Source organism: Pseudoalteromonas sp. K222D, assembly GCF_017653575.1.
In the GTDB taxonomy this organism is placed as follows: Bacteria; Pseudomonadota; Gammaproteobacteria; order Enterobacterales; family Alteromonadaceae; genus Pseudoalteromonas; species Pseudoalteromonas nigrifaciens.
This window is the reverse complement of the sequence record NZ_JAGGDL010000018.1, coordinates 17399-33723: the sequence shown is the minus strand read 5'-3', so window position 1 is coordinate 33723 and position 16325 is coordinate 17399. Positions and strand designations below refer to the sequence as shown.

The 16325-nt window shown below is 41.4% G+C and carries 17 protein-coding genes; all 17 read left to right on the top strand.

Annotated features, from left to right (window positions below; translation table 11 throughout):
- Positions 1-21 precede the first annotated feature (21 nt).
- The 17 genes from fliQ to J5X91_RS10420 all read left to right on the top strand — a co-directional run bounded on the left by fliQ (position 22) and on the right by J5X91_RS10420 (position 16322).
- A complete protein-coding gene (gene fliQ, locus J5X91_RS10500; protein WP_011327496.1) occupies positions 22-291 on the top strand; it encodes a flagellar biosynthesis protein FliQ in 270 nt (89 codons plus the stop codon).
- A 2-nt stretch (positions 292-293) separates the two neighbouring features.
- Entirely contained in the window at positions 294-1073 is a 780-nt protein-coding gene (gene fliR, locus J5X91_RS10495) for a flagellar biosynthetic protein FliR (RefSeq protein ID WP_011327497.1), read from the top strand.
- Between the two features lie 9 nt (positions 1074-1082).
- The gene (gene flhB / locus J5X91_RS10490) at positions 1083-2213 is read left to right on the top strand and encodes a flagellar biosynthesis protein FlhB (RefSeq protein WP_058372792.1); all 1131 of its coding nucleotides are present in this window, start codon (positions 1083-1085) and stop codon (positions 2211-2213) included.
- A 72-nt stretch (positions 2214-2285) separates the two neighbouring features.
- Complete coding sequence (flhA, locus tag J5X91_RS10485) at positions 2286-4397, top strand: flagellar biosynthesis protein FlhA (RefSeq protein WP_208834757.1); 2112 nt, start codon at positions 2286-2288, stop codon at positions 4395-4397.
- 20 nt (positions 4398-4417) lie between these two features.
- Complete coding sequence (gene flhF / locus J5X91_RS10480; RefSeq protein WP_193038479.1) at positions 4418-5908, top strand: flagellar biosynthesis protein FlhF; 1491 nt, start codon at positions 4418-4420, stop codon at positions 5906-5908.
- Positions 5901-6761 carry a MinD/ParA family protein gene (locus tag J5X91_RS10475; protein WP_208834752.1) on the top strand — a complete coding sequence of 287 codons (861 nt, stop codon included), beginning with the start codon at positions 5901-5903 and terminating at the stop codon, positions 6759-6761. Before flhF ends, J5X91_RS10475 begins: the two co-directional genes overlap by 8 nt.
- A gap of 26 nt (positions 6762-6787) precedes the next feature.
- Entirely contained in the window at positions 6788-7498 is a 711-nt protein-coding gene (locus tag J5X91_RS10470) for an RNA polymerase sigma factor FliA (RefSeq protein ID WP_011327502.1), read from the top strand.
- 40 nt (positions 7499-7538) lie between these two features.
- Positions 7539-7922 (top strand): chemotaxis response regulator CheY, encoded by a 384-nt coding sequence (cheY, locus tag J5X91_RS10465; protein ID WP_011327503.1) that lies wholly within the window; start codon positions 7539-7541, stop codon positions 7920-7922.
- Positions 7923-7937: 15 nt separating this feature from the next.
- Positions 7938-8699 (top strand): protein phosphatase CheZ, encoded by a 762-nt coding sequence (locus tag J5X91_RS10460; protein WP_011327504.1) that lies wholly within the window; start codon positions 7938-7940, stop codon positions 8697-8699.
- 15 nt (positions 8700-8714) lie between these two features.
- A complete protein-coding gene (locus tag J5X91_RS10455; RefSeq protein ID WP_182683999.1) occupies positions 8715-10892 on the top strand; it encodes a chemotaxis protein CheA in 2178 nt (725 codons plus the stop codon).
- 51 nt (positions 10893-10943) lie between these two features.
- Positions 10944-12119, top strand: coding sequence for a chemotaxis response regulator protein-glutamate methylesterase (locus J5X91_RS10450; protein WP_208834746.1), 1176 nt, complete (start codon positions 10944-10946; stop codon positions 12117-12119).
- The gene (locus J5X91_RS10445) at positions 12112-12876 is read left to right on the top strand and encodes a flagellar motor protein (protein ID WP_208834742.1); all 765 of its coding nucleotides are present in this window, start codon (positions 12112-12114) and stop codon (positions 12874-12876) included. The genes J5X91_RS10450 and J5X91_RS10445 overlap by 8 nt, the downstream gene beginning before the upstream one ends.
- A gap of 8 nt (positions 12877-12884) precedes the next feature.
- Positions 12885-13844: a flagellar motor protein MotB gene (locus J5X91_RS10440; RefSeq protein ID WP_208834737.1), complete on the top strand. Its 960-nt coding sequence runs from the start codon at positions 12885-12887 to the stop codon at positions 13842-13844.
- Positions 13845-13856: 12 nt separating this feature from the next.
- Complete coding sequence (locus J5X91_RS10435; protein WP_011327509.1) at positions 13857-14627, top strand: ParA family protein; 771 nt, start codon at positions 13857-13859, stop codon at positions 14625-14627.
- Positions 14628-14630: 3 nt separating this feature from the next.
- Positions 14631-15380, top strand: coding sequence for a CheW domain-containing protein (locus tag J5X91_RS10430; RefSeq protein WP_089367882.1), 750 nt, complete (start codon positions 14631-14633; stop codon positions 15378-15380).
- A gap of 24 nt (positions 15381-15404) precedes the next feature.
- Entirely contained in the window at positions 15405-15902 is a 498-nt protein-coding gene (locus J5X91_RS10425) for a chemotaxis protein CheW (RefSeq protein WP_011327511.1), read from the top strand.
- A gap of 18 nt (positions 15903-15920) precedes the next feature.
- Positions 15921-16322 (top strand): DUF2802 domain-containing protein, encoded by a 402-nt coding sequence (locus J5X91_RS10420; RefSeq protein ID WP_011327512.1) that lies wholly within the window; start codon positions 15921-15923, stop codon positions 16320-16322.
- The last annotated feature ends 3 nt before the right edge of the window (positions 16323-16325 follow it).

The window sequence follows — 16325 nt, the reverse complement described above, 5'->3', positions numbered from 1 at the left end:
ATTACGCACTAGGAGTACGCCGTGGAACCAGAAGTATTTGTTGATATTTTAAGTAGCGCGCTGTTTTTAGTAATTAAATTGGTTTCTGCTATTGTAGTGCCGGGCTTAATTGTGGGTTTAGTGGTTGCAGTGTTTCAGGCTGCAACTTCAATTAACGAGCAAACTTTGAGTTTTTTACCACGCTTACTTATTACTATAAGTGCGCTTATTGTTGGCGGCCACTGGTTTACCCAAGAGTTAATGGACTTTTTTACCCGCCTAGTATTACTTATTCCTGAAATTGCAGGCTAAGTATGGAATTACCGTTTGCTGTCGTTATTCAATGGTTGAGTGACTTTTTACTGCCATTAGTGCGTATTAGTTCAATGATTATGGTAATGGCTGGCCTTGGCGCTAAAAACGTACCCACACGTATAAAAATGGGCTTAGCAATTGTTGTTACTTTTGTTGCTGTGCCTATGCTGCCGCCTGCTACCTTTACTAATTTGTTTTCGTTTGAAATGATTTTAGTGGTTATTCAGCAAATGCTAATAGGCATTGCGATTGGCTTTGCATCTACCTTATTGTTAAATACCTTTGTGTTAGCTGGGCAAATATTGGCTATGCAAACGGGTCTTGGTTTTGCCTCTGTAGTTGACCCCTCCAATGGTTTAAGTGTGCCTGCAGTAGGGCAGTTTTACCTTATTTTAGCGACCTTATTATTTTTTGTATTTAATGGTCACTTAATGATGATTCAAATGGTGGTACACAGCTTTGAAGTGCTGCCAATTGATGGTAATTGGTGGTCGGTGGATCATTACTGGGACATAGTAACTTGGGGCGGCTGGATGTTTACTACAGCGCTGGTGCTATCACTGGCACCACTTACTGCTATGCTGGTAATTAATATGTCGTTTGGCATTATGACCCGCGCCGCGCCACAGCTAAATATTTTTTCTATTGGTTTTCCGTTTACGTTAGTTGCTGGGCTTATCATTATTTGGGCGACCTTAGGTAACTTTGTATCGCAGTTTGAGTTTCAGTGGCTAAAAATGGTCGAGTTAATGTGCTCATTAGTGGGCTGCTCGCCTTAGGAGGTTATTGTGTCTGAAGATTCTGGACAAGAAAAAACCGAAGAACCCACATCCAAAAAAATAGAGGATGCCAAAAAGAAAGGCCAAATAGCGCGATCCAAAGAGTTGGGTACTATGTTTGTGCTTATTTTTTCGGCTATTTCGTTGCTCATGTACGGTCCCGAAATTGGTAAAGGTTTGTATAACGTAATGGGTAGAATGCTTAGCCTAAACCGTAACGAAACCTACGATACCACCAAAATGTTTGCTGTATGGGGCGAAGTGGCCGATGCGCTGATGTTTCCTATGGCAATGTTTGTATTTATTATTGTATTAGCTGCTTTTATTGGTAACACCATGTTAGGTGGCTTTAATTTTAGCTGGCAAGCCGCTGCGCCTAAAGCCAGTAAAATGTCGCCTGCTAAAGGCTTTAAACGTATGTTTGGCCCACAAGCTGGGGTGGAGCTGTTAAAGTCGCTGTTAAAATTTGGTTTAGTTGCCAGTTTTGCAGTGTTTTTAATTAATACCTTTTTTGATGAAATACTGCACTTAAGTGTAGAAAGCGCCCCAGGTAATATTATTCATGCCTTAGAAATATTGGCTTGGATGTTTTTAGGCTTGTCTTGTACCTTAATTATTATTGCTGCGATTGATGCGCCGTTTCAAAGCTATAACCACAATAAACAACTTAAAATGACCCTTCAAGAAGTAAAAGACGAGTATAAAAACTCAGAGGGTGACCCACAAATAAAAGCGCGCATAAGGCAAACCCAGCGGCAAATGTCGCAAAAACGTATGATGCAAGATGTGCCCGATGCCGATGTTATTGTAACTAACCCTACCCATTACTCTGTGGCTTTAAAGTACGACACCGAACGCGCCGGAGCACCTATAGTAGTTGCCAAAGGAATTGATGAAATGGCAATGCAAATTCGTAAAATAGCGATTGGTAATGAAGTGCCTATTTTAGAATCGCCATCGCTTACTCGAGCACTTTATCATACTGCAGAAGTGGGGGAGCAAATCCCGGATCAATTATTTACCGCAGTTGCGCAAGTATTAGCTTATGTGTTTCAGCTTAAGCGCTTTAATAAAGGGCGCGGAAAACGCCCCACCAAACTTAATAAAAAACTGCCTATTCCTGACGATTATCAGTATTAATTTAAATAACCTATAACTTGGAATAGTTATTGCAATTTCAAAGTAGTGTCAATTTTTTGAAATTGTAGGGTTATGGGATTTAAAGCGGTATTACAACAACTTAACAAAGATAAAAAAGAGTATGCCAAAGGCGTAGGTACACCATTAATGGTACTTGCTGCGCTGGGTATGGTCATTTTACCTCTTCCTCCGTTCCTGCTTGATATATTATTTTCTTTTAATATTGCCCTTGCTTTGGTGGTGTTACTGGTAACTGTATACACCATGAAACCACTTGAGTTTGGTATGTTTCCGGCTGTGTTACTAATCGCCACTATTATGCGTTTGGCACTTAACGTTGCCAGCACCCGAGTAGTATTACTTGAGGGCCACAATGGTGGTGACTCTGCCGGTAAAGTAATTGAAGCCTTTGGCTCTGTGGTTATTGGTGGGAACTATGCAGTAGGTTTAGTGGTGTTTTTAATCTTGATCATCATAAACTTTGTGGTAATTACTAAAGGTGCTGGGCGTATTTCTGAAGTGTCGGCGCGCTTTACCCTTGACGCTATGCCGGGTAAACAAATGGCAATTGATGCCGACATGAATGCGGGCTTTATTAGCGCCGAGCAAGCCCGAGAGCGCCGTGAAGAAGTTACCCGCGAAGCCGACTTTTATGGTTCTATGGATGGTGCCAGTAAATTTGTAAAAGGCGATGCTATTGCCGGTATTGTTATATTAATTATTAATATTGTTGGTGGCTTATTTGTTGGCATGATCCAACACGATTTAAGCTTTGGCAGTGCCATGGAAATTTATACCTTGCTTACCATAGGTGATGGCTTAGTTGCACAACTTCCCTCATTATTACTCTCTATTGGTACTGCTATTGTTGTAACGCGTCAAAATGAGTCGCACAACATGGGCGATCAATTTAAGAAACAACTCGGTAACGAAAAGTCGTTATTTATTGCTTCAGGCATTTTAATTATTATGGGTTTAGTACCTGGTATGCCACACGTAGCGTTCTTAAGCTTGGGCGCATTATTAGGTTATTTAGCTTACTACACCCAACAAAACAAATTAAAAGCGGCAGCAGTACTTGCTGAGGAAACCGCTAATGGCAGCGCAGTAGGTACAGGCATTGCCAATAAGCAAGAGCAAAAAGAGTTAGGCTGGGACGATGTGCAGCAGGTTGATGTAATTGGTTTAGAGGTAGGTTACCGACTTATTCCATTGGTTGATCAATCCCAAGGTGGTGAATTGCTAAACCGCATTAAAGGCGTGCGTAAAAAGCTCTCTCAAGAATTAGGCTTTTTAGTGCCCCCGGTACATATACGCGACAACTTAGAGCTAGACCCAAATGCATACCGAATTACCTTAATGGGCGTATCAAGTGGCGAAGGCGAACTAAAACACGGCGATGAATTGGCAATTAATCCGGGGCAAGTATTTGGTCCTATAAAAGGGATTGAAACTAAAGATCCGGCTTTTGGTTTAGATGCGGTGTGGATCAAGCCTGATCAAAAAGATGAAGCGCAATCGCTTGGTTATACCGTGGTTGATTCGGCGACTGTGGTTGCCACTCATATTAGCCAATTACTCACCAATAATGCGGCGTTATTATTAGGCCACGAAGAAGTACAAAACCTATTAGATATGCTAGCAAAAAGTCACCCAAGGTTAGTAGAAGGCTTGGTGCCTGATGTATTGCCATTAACTACCATAGTTAAAGTTTTACAAAATTTATTAAACGAAGGTGTAGCTATTCGCGATATGCGCTCAATAGTACAAACCCTTGTAGAGTATGGCCCGCGTAGCCAAGACCCAGATGTTTTAACCGCTGCGGTACGTATTTCACTGCGTCGATTAATAGTTCAAGATGCGGTGGGTATGTCTTCAGAAATCCCTGTCATAACCTTGGCGCCTGAGTTGGAACAGATGTTGCATCAGTCATTACAAAATGCAGGCGACGAAGGTGCCGGAATAGAGCCAGGACTTGCAGAGCGACTTCAAGTGTCATTAAACGAAGCGCATCAAAATCAAGAAATGGCCGGTGAACCTTCAATACTGTTAACGTCAGGAATGTTACGCACTGTGTTATCTCGTTTTGTTAAGTACACCATTCCAGGATTGCGAGTGATGTCTTATCAAGAGATACCAGACGAAAGGCAGATCAAGATTGTTAGCTCAGTAGGCCAACAATAAGATTTTAAAGGGGTTGAACCATGAAGATTAAACGTTTTTTTGCTAAAGATATGCGCACAGCACTTAAAGAAGTTAAAGATGAGCTAGGTGTTGATGCGGTTATTATGTCTAATAAAAAACTCGCAAACGGCGTAGAAATTGTCGCAGCGGTTGATTATGACAAAGCAGCCCCTAAAGCCGCCGCGCCACAACAAAGTGCGCCGCTGCAGCAGCGTACGGCACATTCTGCCCACTCGCAAAGCATGCATAACTTTGTAAAACCAGAGCCACAGCGTGCTAGACCTGAGCCACAAGCAAAGGTAGCCGATAGCTTACAAGCACTATTAGAGCGCCAGTCGCCGCGTCCACGTTCAGCAGAATTGGCTTCAATGTTTTCGCAATCAGGTATAGATACCTCAGAGCATTATCAAGAGCCGGTCGCTAAACAACGCCCTACAAATATGTTTGCGCGTGAAGAAGCTGCGCAAGCACGCCCACAAACGCAAGCTGACAGCTTAGGTTTTGATGACCTAGACCGTGATTTTGATGAATTAGACACGCCAGTTGCGCAAACACACACGACTAAAAATACCGAAAGTGAAGCAATGAGCACAATGCGTGAAGAAATGAACGCAATTCGCCAGTTATTAGAGCACCAAGTGTCGGGTTTAATGCAGCAAGATATGGCGCGCCGTGACCCAACGCGCGCATGCATGATTGACCGCTTAGTAGGCATGGGAATCGATAAAGAAGTTGCTGAGCAAATGGCTTGTTTTGTACCTGAAGATGTTCCGCGTCAGCAGGGCTGGAAAGCGCTGTTAACTATGGTTGAAGATCAGATGCAAACCACGAATAACGAAATTTTGCGCCAAGGTGGTGTTTACGCATTAGTTGGCCCAACCGGTGTGGGTAAAACCACTACAGTGGCTAAGCTCGCGGCATTAGGTGCACAAAAATATGGTGCTGATAAAGTAGCGCTAATTACTACCGATACTTACAGAATTGGTGCTTACGAGCAGCTTGCAACATATGGCCGTATTATTGGCTGTGGGGTTAAACAAGTTAAAGATGCGAACGAACTGGCTGAAGTGTTATATCATTTACGTAACAAGCGCTTAGTACTTATAGATACCGCAGGTATGAGCCAACGTGATTTACGTTTAACTGAGCAGTTAAATACCTTAATGCGTAATCAGCGTGTGGATATTCGTAATTACTTAGTATTAAGTGCCACTGCGCAAATAAATGTGTTACAAGAAACCGTAAGACACTTTAAAAAAGTACAGTTAAGCGGTTGTATTTTCACTAAACTCGACGAATCATTAAGTTTAGGCGAGATAATTAGTATTGCGATTCAAAATCGCCTGCCAATAGGGTATCTTACTAATGGTCAACGAGTACCTGAAGATATTCGAGTTGCAAATGCAGAAAAACTAGTGAAAAAAGCTGAGCAATTATATTTAAAGAGAACAAAAGTACAACATTCACGACACCAATCAGTGGCGTCGAGCACAGTAGAGATGTATGATTAACACAGTATTAGATCAAGCAAGCGGCCTGCGTAAAATGAGAAAAAATAATAATAACGGCGTTAAGGTTATCGCCGTCACTGGCGGTAAAGGTGGCGTTGGAAAAACAAATGTATCGTTAAATACTGCGATCGCTTTAGGTCAGCAAGGCAATAGAGTGTTAGTGCTTGATGCCGATTTGGGTTTAGCCAATTGTGATGTAATGCTTGGACTTCGTGTTGAGCGTAATTTATCGCATGTGTTATCTGGCGAATGTGAGCTTGATGAAATACTAGTAGAAGGCCCCGCTGGGATAAAAATAGTACCAGCGACTTCGGGTTCACAAAGTATGGTTGAGTTGTCGCCTGCAGAACATGCTGGGCTTATTCGTGCTTTTAGCGAACTCAATACTGATTTTGATATATTAGTTGTTGATACCGCTGCCGGTATATCGGATATGGTGCTGAGTTTTTCTCGCGCTGCACAAGATGTTTTGGTTGTGGTATGTGACGAGCCTACTTCAATAACCGATGCCTATGCACTGATCAAAGTATTAAGCCGCGAACATGGCGTGTATAAATTTAAAATTGTTGCCAACATGGTGCGTTCATTACGCGAAGGGCAAGAGTTATTTGCAAAGCTATCAAAGGTTACAGACCGATTTTTAGATATATCAATGGAGCTGGTTGCAACCGTTCCTTATGATGAAAATATGCGTAAAGCAACACGTCGTCAAAAAGTAATTGTTGAACTGTTTCCTAGTTCTCCTGCTGCACTTGCCTTTAAAACATTAGCAACAAGAATAACAAAGTGGCCAATACCGAACCAGCCTTCGGGTCATTTAGAATTTTTCATTGAGAAACTCGTTAACGGCTAACTATGACTACATTGGTGAATAGAGCTATGGGATATGAATCAACACAAAATTTAAATATGATTGTTGAAAAGCATGCTTCATTAGTAAAAAAAGTAGCATGTCATTTAATTGCTCGTTTACCCCCTAGTGTACAACTCGATGATTTAATTCAATCAGGAATGATAGGATTAATAGAGGCGTCAAAAAACTTTGATGCCACTAAAGGCGCTAGTTTTGAAACCTTTGCGGGTATTCGTATTCGGGGCGCTATGCTTGATGAAATGCGCCGTGGAGACTGGGCTCCTCGCTCAGTACATCGTAAAAGCCGCCAGGTTATAGAAGCTATTTCAGCATTAGAAAGCAGCCTGAATCGTGAACCTACAGACAGTGAAGTTGCCCAAAAGCTTGAAATTACACTAGAGCAATATCATCATATTTTAACCGATGTTAATTCCAGTAAAATCTTAGGAATAGAAGATTTAGGTATTGATGAGGATGTTATAACACCTGTTGGGCACGATTTAGCACTAGACAAACCCTTTAATAATGTTAAAAATGAAAGGTTTAATGAATCTTTATTAAGTGCAATTAAATCCCTACCAGAGCGAGATGCAATGGTGCTTTCGTTGTACTATAACGATGAAATGAATTTAAAAGAAATTGGACAGATACTCGATGTAAGTGAGTCGCGTGTAAGTCAGATACATGGTCAGGCGATGATTAAGCTAAAAGCAAAAATCAATGACTGGATAAATTAGAAGTAAGTAAATACAGGTTTAGGCCTCACTGGAGGATGTTTTGGATAAAAACATAAAAATTCTTGTTGTTGATGACTTTTCAACGATGAGACGTATTATTAAAAACCTATTGCGTGATTTAGGGTTTACCAATGTTTTAGAAGCAGATGATGGCTCAACTGCTTTACCTATGTTGCAAAATCAATCATTTGACTTTGTAGTAACAGATTGGAATATGCCGGGCATGCAAGGTATTGACTTGTTAAGAGCAATACGCGCAGATGACAAATTAAAGCATCTTCCGGTTTTAATGGTTACTGCAGAAGCTAAAAAAGAGCAAATTATTGCAGCAGCCCAAGCAGGTGTTAATGGTTATATTGTTAAGCCATTTACTGCGGGTACATTAAAAACTAAATTAGAAAAAGTGTTCGAACGCTTAGGTTAATAAGGGGAGAGGCTTATGTCAGCACCTGCTGCGCCTCAGATTACTTTAGAGCAAGCACGTCAGCTGGTCACTTTTTTAGAAAACGGTGAGCAACATAAAGCTGATCAGTTAATTTTAGAAACTGCTTCTCAAGAACAATCATATTTGTTTGCAGAAGTAGGTAAATTAACGCGCCAGTTGCACGAGTCTTTAAAGGGTTTTGAGCTTGACACCCGCATAACAGATTTAACCACTGATGCCATTCCGGATGCTAAAAAGCGACTTAACTATGTCATAGAAATGACAGAAAATGCCGCCAACAAAACCATGGATGCGGTTGAAGCGAGCCTGCCTTTAGCCCAGCAATTAGCTGATGATATTTCGCATATCAAGCCAACCTGGGATCGGTTAATGAGCCGCGATCTTGAACTTGGTGAATTTAAAACATTGTGTCATAGCATTGATAAATTTATGAACAGCTCGCATCTTAAAACCGATGAGTTGCAAGTATTAATGACTAATGTGTTAATGGCTCAAGATTATCAGGATTTAACCGGGCAAGTAATTCGCCGTGTTATTGAGCTGGTACGCGAAGTTGAAGAAAGTTTAATTCATCTGTTAACTGCGTTTGCAGCACAAGATGAAAACGATAACCAAGAGCAACAAAAAACAGAAAACTCGATTGCCGCACAAGCATTAGCAGGCCCAGAAGGCCCTATTATTGATAAAGAATCGCGTGATGATGTTGTATCTGATCAAGACGAAGTTGATGATCTTTTATCAAGTTTGGGCTTCTAATAGGAGAGTAACTGCATGAGCTTTGAAGTCGATGAAGATATATTACAAGATTTTTTAGTTGAAGCTGGAGAAATCCTTGAGCTTTTATCTGAACAATTAGTTGAACTGGAAAATAACCCAGAAGATACTGAATTATTGAACGCTATTTTTAGAGGCTTTCACACTGTTAAAGGTGGCGCGGGCTTTTTAGCGATGTCAGAGCTGGTAGATGCCTGCCATGGCGCAGAAAACGTGTTTGACTTACTGCGCCAAAAAGTGCGAACAGTTAACTCTGAGCTAATGGATGTTATACTTCAAGCACTTGATACTATTAATGAAATGTTTGCTACGATTAAAAATCGTGAGCAACCAGAGCCTGCCGATCCTCAGTTACTCGAAATATTACATAAATTAGGTTTACCCCCCACAGAAGAAGAGCTTGGTGGTGACACTATTGCGCCAGTAATAACGCAAGATGCTAATTTAGATGATGACCCTTTTGCATTTGATGAGTTGTTTGATGCACCCAGTGCAGCAACAAACGCTACAGCAAACGATGCGCACATTGATGAAATTAGCGAAGATGAATTCGAAAACTTACTTGATGAACTTCATGGCAAAGGTAAAGGCCCTGCAATAAAAGAGTCATTAAGTAATAGCAGCGACTTAAGTGGCGATATTACCGACGATGAATTTGATAGCTTATTAGATGAGCTTCACGGGGTGGGAAGTTTTGGTGCGGTAAATAAAACTCCAAAACCTCAAGCAGCTCAAAGTCCGGCTGCTAGCACTAACGATGATGAAATAAGTGACGATGAGTTTGAAGCTTTACTAGATGAGCTGCATGGCAAGGGAGCGGCGCCAAAATCTAAAGAAAGCGCGGCAACACCTGCACCTGTAAATAAAGTTACGGCTCCTAAAGCAGCTGTAGTTAAAGCCTCACCAGTAGCAGTTGATAAAGTTAAGCAGCCACAAGCGGCTGTTGTAGCAGCAAGTGCTAATACCAATACCGCTGCGCCAGTTGCTAAAAAAGCGCCGCCTGCACAAGCTGAAACAACAGTAAGGGTTGATACTAAACGCCTTGATCAAATTATGAATATGGTGGGCGAGCTTGTATTAGTACGTAATCGTTTAGTGAGTTTAGCCACCAGTTCAGAAAGTGAATCTATGAGTAAAGCAATATCTAACTTAGATGTTGTTACAGCTGATTTGCAAGGCGCGGTAATGAAAACGCGAATGCAGCCAATCAAAAAAGTATTTGGCCGTTTTCCGCGTGTTGTTCGCGACTTAGCACGTACCTTAAATAAAGATATTAATTTATTGCTGGTTGGCGAAGAAACCGATTTAGATAAAAACCTAGTTGAGGCACTGGCCGATCCATTAGTGCATTTAGTACGTAACTCGGTTGATCATGGTATAGAAATGCCAGATGATCGTGAAGCTGCGGGTAAACCGAGAACAGGTACCGTTACGCTTTCTGCTTCGCAGCAGGGGGATCATATTTTGCTTACCATTAAAGATGATGGCGCAGGTATGGATGCTGAAAAACTAAAACAAATAGCAATTAAAAAAGGTGTGCTTGATCAAGAGCAAGCAAGCCGTTTGTCTAACACCGAAGCTTACAATCTGATATTTGCGCCAGGGTTTTCTACCAAAGAAGCAATATCTGATATTTCTGGTCGTGGTGTTGGCATGGATGTGGTTAAAACTAAAATCACCCAGTTAAATGGCTCGGTTAGCATAGAGTCAGAACTAGGTGTGGGCACTATACTTGAAATTAAAGTACCGTTAACTTTGGCTATTTTACCTACCTTAATGGTGGTAGTGAGTGAGCAAACATTTGCACTACCATTGGCAGGAGTAAGTGAAATATTTAACTTAGACCTTACTAAAACGAATGTGGTTGATGGTCAGTTAACTATTATTGTTCGTAAAAAAGCAGTGCCTTTATTTTATTTAGAGCATTGGCTAGTGAAAGGTGCCGATCGTACAAGCCGTAAAGCGCAAGGGCATGTGGTTATTGTGCAAATAGGTACACAACAAGTTGGCTTTGTGGTTGATTCGTTAATTGGTCAAGAAGAAGTGGTTATTAAGCCGTTAGACGCTTTATTACAAGGTACGCCTGGAATGGCAGGTGCCACTATTACTTCGGATGGTGGTATTGCACTTATATTAGATGTACCGAGTATGTTAAAACACTACGCAGGTAAATAATAAAGTAGACGTATACTTTATACGTCTACACAATAAAAATAAGAGAGCAAAATGGCCGTTAAAGTTTTAGTTGTTGATGATTCGAGCTTTTTTCGCCGTCGAGTGAGTGAGATTCTTGAATTAGATAGCGAGATTGAAGTAATTGGCTTTGCCGTAAATGGCCGAGATGCTGTAGAAAAAGCAGCTAGTTTACGTCCTGATATGATCACTATGGATGTAGAAATGCCGGTGTTGGATGGTATAAGTGCTGTAAAAGAAATTATGGCCAGTAACCCGACGCCAATTTTAATGTTTTCTTCGTTAACTCGCTCCGGTGCAACTGCAACTTTAGATGCACTTGATGCTGGTGCTATGGATTTTTTACCGAAAAAATTTGAAGACATTGCTCGCAATAACGAAGATGCCATTAAGCTGCTGCAAAGCAAAGTAAAAGAAATTGGCCGCCAACGTATTAGACGTGTTGCTAGCCCTAGCCCCTCCAGTATAAACAAACCTTTATTTACACCTACTTCAGCGCCAAGCGCATTAGCAGCAAGGTTTGCACAAACAAATAAAACAGCAACAACAGTAGTACAACCAGAGCGAAGCTTTAATAATTCGCCAGTAACTAGTCGCAGTGCAATAGTAACAAAGCGCGCGAGTGGCAAGCACTATCAACTAGTTGCAATTGGCACATCAACCGGTGGACCTGTTGCGCTGCAAACTATATTAACTCAGCTTCCTGCTAACTTTCCGCACCCTATATTATTAATTCAGCATATGCCTGCTGCGTTTACCCCGGCTTTTGCGGCACGCTTAAATAGTTTGTGTAAAATTCAGGTAAAAGAAGCGCAGCAAGGAGATCGACTGCAAGCAGGTGTGGCTTACTTAGCACCGGGTGGCCAGCAAATGATGATTGATGGTCGTGGGGCAAGTAGAACACTACGAGTTTTTGAAGATAACAGCGAGCGCATTAGTTACAAACCAAGCGTTGATGTAACCTTCGCCAGTGCCGCTAAAGCGTATCAAGGTGATGTATTAGCTATAGTATTAACTGGTATGGGCGCAGATGGGCGTGAAGGCGCTCGTATGCTTAAACAATCAGGGGCAACCATTTGGGCACAAGATGAAAAAAGTTGTGTTGTTTATGGTATGCCACAAGCAATTGCTAATGCTGGTTTAGCGAGCGAAAGTCTGCCATTAGATGAAGTAGCAATACGTTTAAAGACAGAGGTGGGCTGTGGATAAGCTTTCCGTACTAGGTTTACTTATTGGCTTAGGCGCCATTGCAATAGGTTACTCGTTAGAGGGCGGTGTGGTATCGGCATTATTTAACGGACCTGCGTTGATCATTGTACTGGGCGGCACATTGGGTGCTGTAATGTTACAAACATCAGCCAGTACTTTTAAAAAGATGCTAGAAATTACGCACTGGGTTTTTGTATCGCCTAAATACAATATTGAAGATGCCATAGAGCAAGTAAAAGGATGGTCACATAAAGCACGTCAAGAAGGTTATTTAGCCCTTGAAAACGAAGCGCTTACCCACCCAGATGCCTATGCTGCAAAAGGGCTTGGATTATTAATTGATGGTTGCTCAGATCAAAAACTGCGCGATACGTTAGAAATAGATTTACTGTTAGAGCGCGAACGTCTGCTAGAGGCAAGTCGTGTTTATGAAGCTATGGGCGGTTATAGTCCGACCATAGGTATTTTAGGGGCCGTGCTTGGTCTTATTCAGGCAATGTCGTTTATTACAGATCCGCAAAAGCTTGGAGCCGGTGTTGCCACTGCCTTTATAGCAACTATTTATGGCGTGGGTTTAGCTAATTTATTATTTTTACCTATGGCTAATAAGTTAAAGCAACGGGTTGAGCAAAAAATGCTTTATCACGAAATGCTTGCCGAGGGCGTAATTGCAATAAGCCAAGGCGAAAGCCCAGTAAGTATTGAATTAAAGCTTGAAGCCTATCGGGTTGACCGCCCAAATGTCGTGGTTGAGTAGCAGCTATTATGTTACGTCGTCGCTTGCGCAACACCACTACTAAAAGTCAACACACAGAACGTTGGCTGGTGTCTTATGCTGATTATATGACGATTATGTTTGCCTTTTTTGTGGTTTTGTACGCAATAGCAATTAACAAAGAAGAGAAATTTCAAGTGCTGTCCGATTCGATTGGTTATGTATTTGATAAGTCAGCCCGTCAACATTCGCAGCAAGGAACTGGGGTAAATGGCGACGCAATATTGACAGACAGAGTAACCCCAGAGCAAGAGGTGCTCTACGGCGAAAGTATTTTAAAAGAAGAACACGGGCCAAAGCTGCTGGACGGACAAAGCGATACCAGTAATATTGAGCAAAAACACCTTGGCAAACCACTCGATAGTTTGTTGGCTAAGCTGCAATCGTCATTAATAGATGAAATACGCGATGGTGAAGCAAGTTTAGAACTCAGCCAAGATTGGCTGATCATTGAGCTTAGTTCTGGCATGCTATTTTCAAGTGGTAGTAGTGTAGCGCAAGTTCGCGCTAAGCAAGTTGTTAAAATAATTAAAGATATAATTGCTCCGGTAGATAACTATATTAGAGTACGCGGCTATACTGACAACCAAACCATAGGTAATGAAATGTACCGCTCGAATTGGGAGTTGTCGGTGGCGCGTGCAACAGCCGTTTTAGTTGAGCTTGAAAGCCTAGGTATAAATTCAGCGCGAATGGCGATTGAGGGATATGGTCAATATTCTCCTTTTGCCACTAACGATACTAAGCAAGGGCGTGCTGAAAATCGCAAAGTAGTTATTGCCCTATCTAAATATGGGTTGCCACCAACAGCAGAAGTAGTAAGCGTTGAGCCGCAACAAGTAGTCGTTAAACCTGCGCCTGAAGCAGAATTACCCTCTGACGATAATACAATAAAAATAATTCGTTTACCCCATGGCGGTATTCGTATATCGACTCGAAATGAACTGTAATTAGGATGCAATGTGAAGATTTGGACTGTAGCAAATCAAAAAGGTGGAGTAGGGAAAACCACAACCGCGGTTAGCCTTGCAGGTATTTTAGCATCTCAAGGTAAGCGCGTATTATTGATTGATACCGATCCTCATGCCTCATTAACCTATTACTTTGGCATTGATTCTGAGGATTTAGAGGTTAGCGTATACGATATTTTTGTACGCGGAACTAGCATGCAAAGCGAAGAAATACTCCAAGCATTATGTCCATCTAGTATTGAAAACTTAGATATATTACCCGCCACTATGGCTATTGCTACCCTAGATAGAAGTATGGGCAATAAAACCGGCATGGGATTAATATTAAAAAAAGCGCTTGCAAAAATAAGCGAATATTACGACTATGCAATCCTCGATTGCCCCCCAGTACTTGGCGTATTAATGGTTAATGCGCTAGCTGCGAGTGAACGCATTTTAGTGCCGGTACAAACCGAGTTTTTAGCGCTAAAGGGGCTCGACAGAATGATGCGTACTATGCAGTTAATGCAAACATCTCAAGCTAAAAGCTATGAATATACTATAATTGCCACCATGTACGATAAGCGCACGAAAGCCTCGTTAGAGGCATATAAAACACTGCAAAATACTTATACTGATAAAGTGTGGCCGGGCGTTGTTCCGGTAGATACCAAATTTAGAGACGCCAGTTTAGCGCAACAAGTTCCAAGTGAATTTTGTCCACGGTCTCGCGGGGTATATGCCTACAAGGCATTGCTCGATTATTTAATAGAACAAGGTTAATCAATGAGTAAGCAATTATTTGCTAATGAAAAAGTAATGACTCAATATCTAGGCGCGTTATTGTGCGAAGACGAGCCTGTAGATAATCTTGAACCCGTTGCAAAATTACTTGAGCAAGTAACGGATAAAAAAACTGAACACCCAGATTTAGAAGCGCAGAGCACACAAAGTACGCCAGTATTTGAGCAAGTTGTGCCAGAAATTATTAAAAAGCCGATAGCGCAAGAAATCAAAGCCCTAGTCACCTCTGCTGAGCAAACACTGTCGGCCGAGCAAATATTAGCCGCACAAAGCCAAGCTGATTATTTTGACGGGCAGTTTCAAGCCTTATTTTTTGAAGTGGCAGGATTAACGCTAGCTGTGCCGCTTAAAGCGTTAGGCGGTATACATGAATTAAGTGAAGTAAATCATTTGTTTGGTAAACCAAAGTGGTTTAAAGGCGTTATGCTCAATAGAGATGAAAAACTTAATGTGGTTGATACCGCACGTTGGGTTATGCCAGAAAAGTATGACGAAAAGTTAGAGGCGTCACTTAACTACAAGTATTTAATTACACTAGGCGACAGTCAGTGGGGATTATTGGCAGAAAAGCTAATAAATAACATTACATTGAGTAAAGAAGATGTAAAATGGCGTACAAACCAAAGTAAGCGCCCATGGCTTGCCGGTGTTATTAAAGAAAAAATGTGCGCTTTAATAGATGTAAATAATTTAAATGCATTATTAGAGAAAGGCCTAGACAGCCGTCAGTAGTAATGACCATTACGGGGAAACAGCATGAACCAAGATAAGTTACTGTCAGCAAATAAAAATGCAGATAATAATGATGAAATACTACAGTGGGTAACGTTTAAGTTAGAAGACGAAACTTACGGTGTTAACGTAATGCAAGTGCAAGAAATATTACGCTACACTGAAATAGCCCCTGTACCTGGTGCACCTTCGTACGTGATTGGTATTATTAATTTACGTGGCAATGTGGTTACGGTTATTGATACTCGTGCCCGTTTTGGTTTAGCCGGTACGGATGCAACAGATAATTCGCGAATTTTAATTATTGAAGCTGAAGAGCAAGTTATTGGTATTTTAGCCGACAGCGTATCTGAAGTGGTTTATTTGCGCAGCTCAGAAATAGACAGTGCGCCGAATGTAGGCACAGAAGAAAGCGCTAAGTTTATTCAGGGTGTGTGTAATCGCGAAAACGAGTTACTTATTTTAGTTGATTTAAATAAGCTACTTAGTGACGACGAATGGGATGAGTTGAGCGATTTATAAGCTTTACCACTAAAAATTATGTTATTACTCAGTTTAGCAATTATAGCGTTAGCTGTTGCCCTTATAGCATTGGCGATGATCATTCTATTTAAAAGCAGCTATGCAAGTGAGCTTACCTCTCAGCTGCAGCAATTTAAAGACTCGGCTGAGCAAATTAATATTTTACGCAGTGAGGTACAAGAGTTGCGCACTGGGTTATTAAGTATTGGTAAGCGAGTACTTGAAGTTGAACAGCAAAATGAAGAGCTAACTCAACAACAAGCAGCGCAAAAGTATGACGATCCAGATGCAAAAATTTATTCTCGTGCTGTAAAAATGGTCGAACTTGGAGCTGATTTAGAAGAAGTAATTCGTGAATGCGAATTACCTAGAGCAGAAGCAGAACTGCTGTTTTCATTGCATAAACAAAAAGGCGCTTAGCGT

What these genes read in the sequence shown, in the direction of transcription:
- J5X91_RS10475 (WP_208834752.1), top strand. Translation starts at nt 5,901, where the DNA reads ATGATTAACACAGTATTAGATCAAGCAAGCGGCCTGCGTAAAATGAGA.
- J5X91_RS10455 (WP_182683999.1), top strand. Translation starts at nt 8,715, where the DNA reads ATGAGCTTTGAAGTCGATGAAGATATATTACAAGATTTTTTAGTTGAA.
- J5X91_RS10425 (WP_011327511.1), top strand. Translation starts at nt 15,405, where the DNA reads ATGAACCAAGATAAGTTACTGTCAGCAAATAAAAATGCAGATAATAAT.
- flhA (WP_208834757.1), top strand. Translation starts at nt 2,286, where the DNA reads ATGGGATTTAAAGCGGTATTACAACAACTTAACAAAGATAAAAAAGAG.
- J5X91_RS10450 (WP_208834746.1), top strand. Translation starts at nt 10,944, where the DNA reads ATGGCCGTTAAAGTTTTAGTTGTTGATGATTCGAGCTTTTTTCGCCGT.
- flhF (WP_193038479.1), top strand. Translation starts at nt 4,418, where the DNA reads ATGAAGATTAAACGTTTTTTTGCTAAAGATATGCGCACAGCACTTAAA.
- J5X91_RS10460 (WP_011327504.1), top strand. Translation starts at nt 7,938, where the DNA reads ATGTCAGCACCTGCTGCGCCTCAGATTACTTTAGAGCAAGCACGTCAG.
- J5X91_RS10420 (WP_011327512.1), top strand. Translation starts at nt 15,921, where the DNA reads ATGTTATTACTCAGTTTAGCAATTATAGCGTTAGCTGTTGCCCTTATA.
- fliR (WP_011327497.1), top strand. Translation starts at nt 294, where the DNA reads ATGGAATTACCGTTTGCTGTCGTTATTCAATGGTTGAGTGACTTTTTA.
- J5X91_RS10470 (WP_011327502.1), top strand. Translation starts at nt 6,788, where the DNA reads ATGGGATATGAATCAACACAAAATTTAAATATGATTGTTGAAAAGCAT.
- J5X91_RS10430 (WP_089367882.1), top strand. Translation starts at nt 14,631, where the DNA reads ATGAGTAAGCAATTATTTGCTAATGAAAAAGTAATGACTCAATATCTA.
- J5X91_RS10440 (WP_208834737.1), top strand. Translation starts at nt 12,885, where the DNA reads ATGTTACGTCGTCGCTTGCGCAACACCACTACTAAAAGTCAACACACA.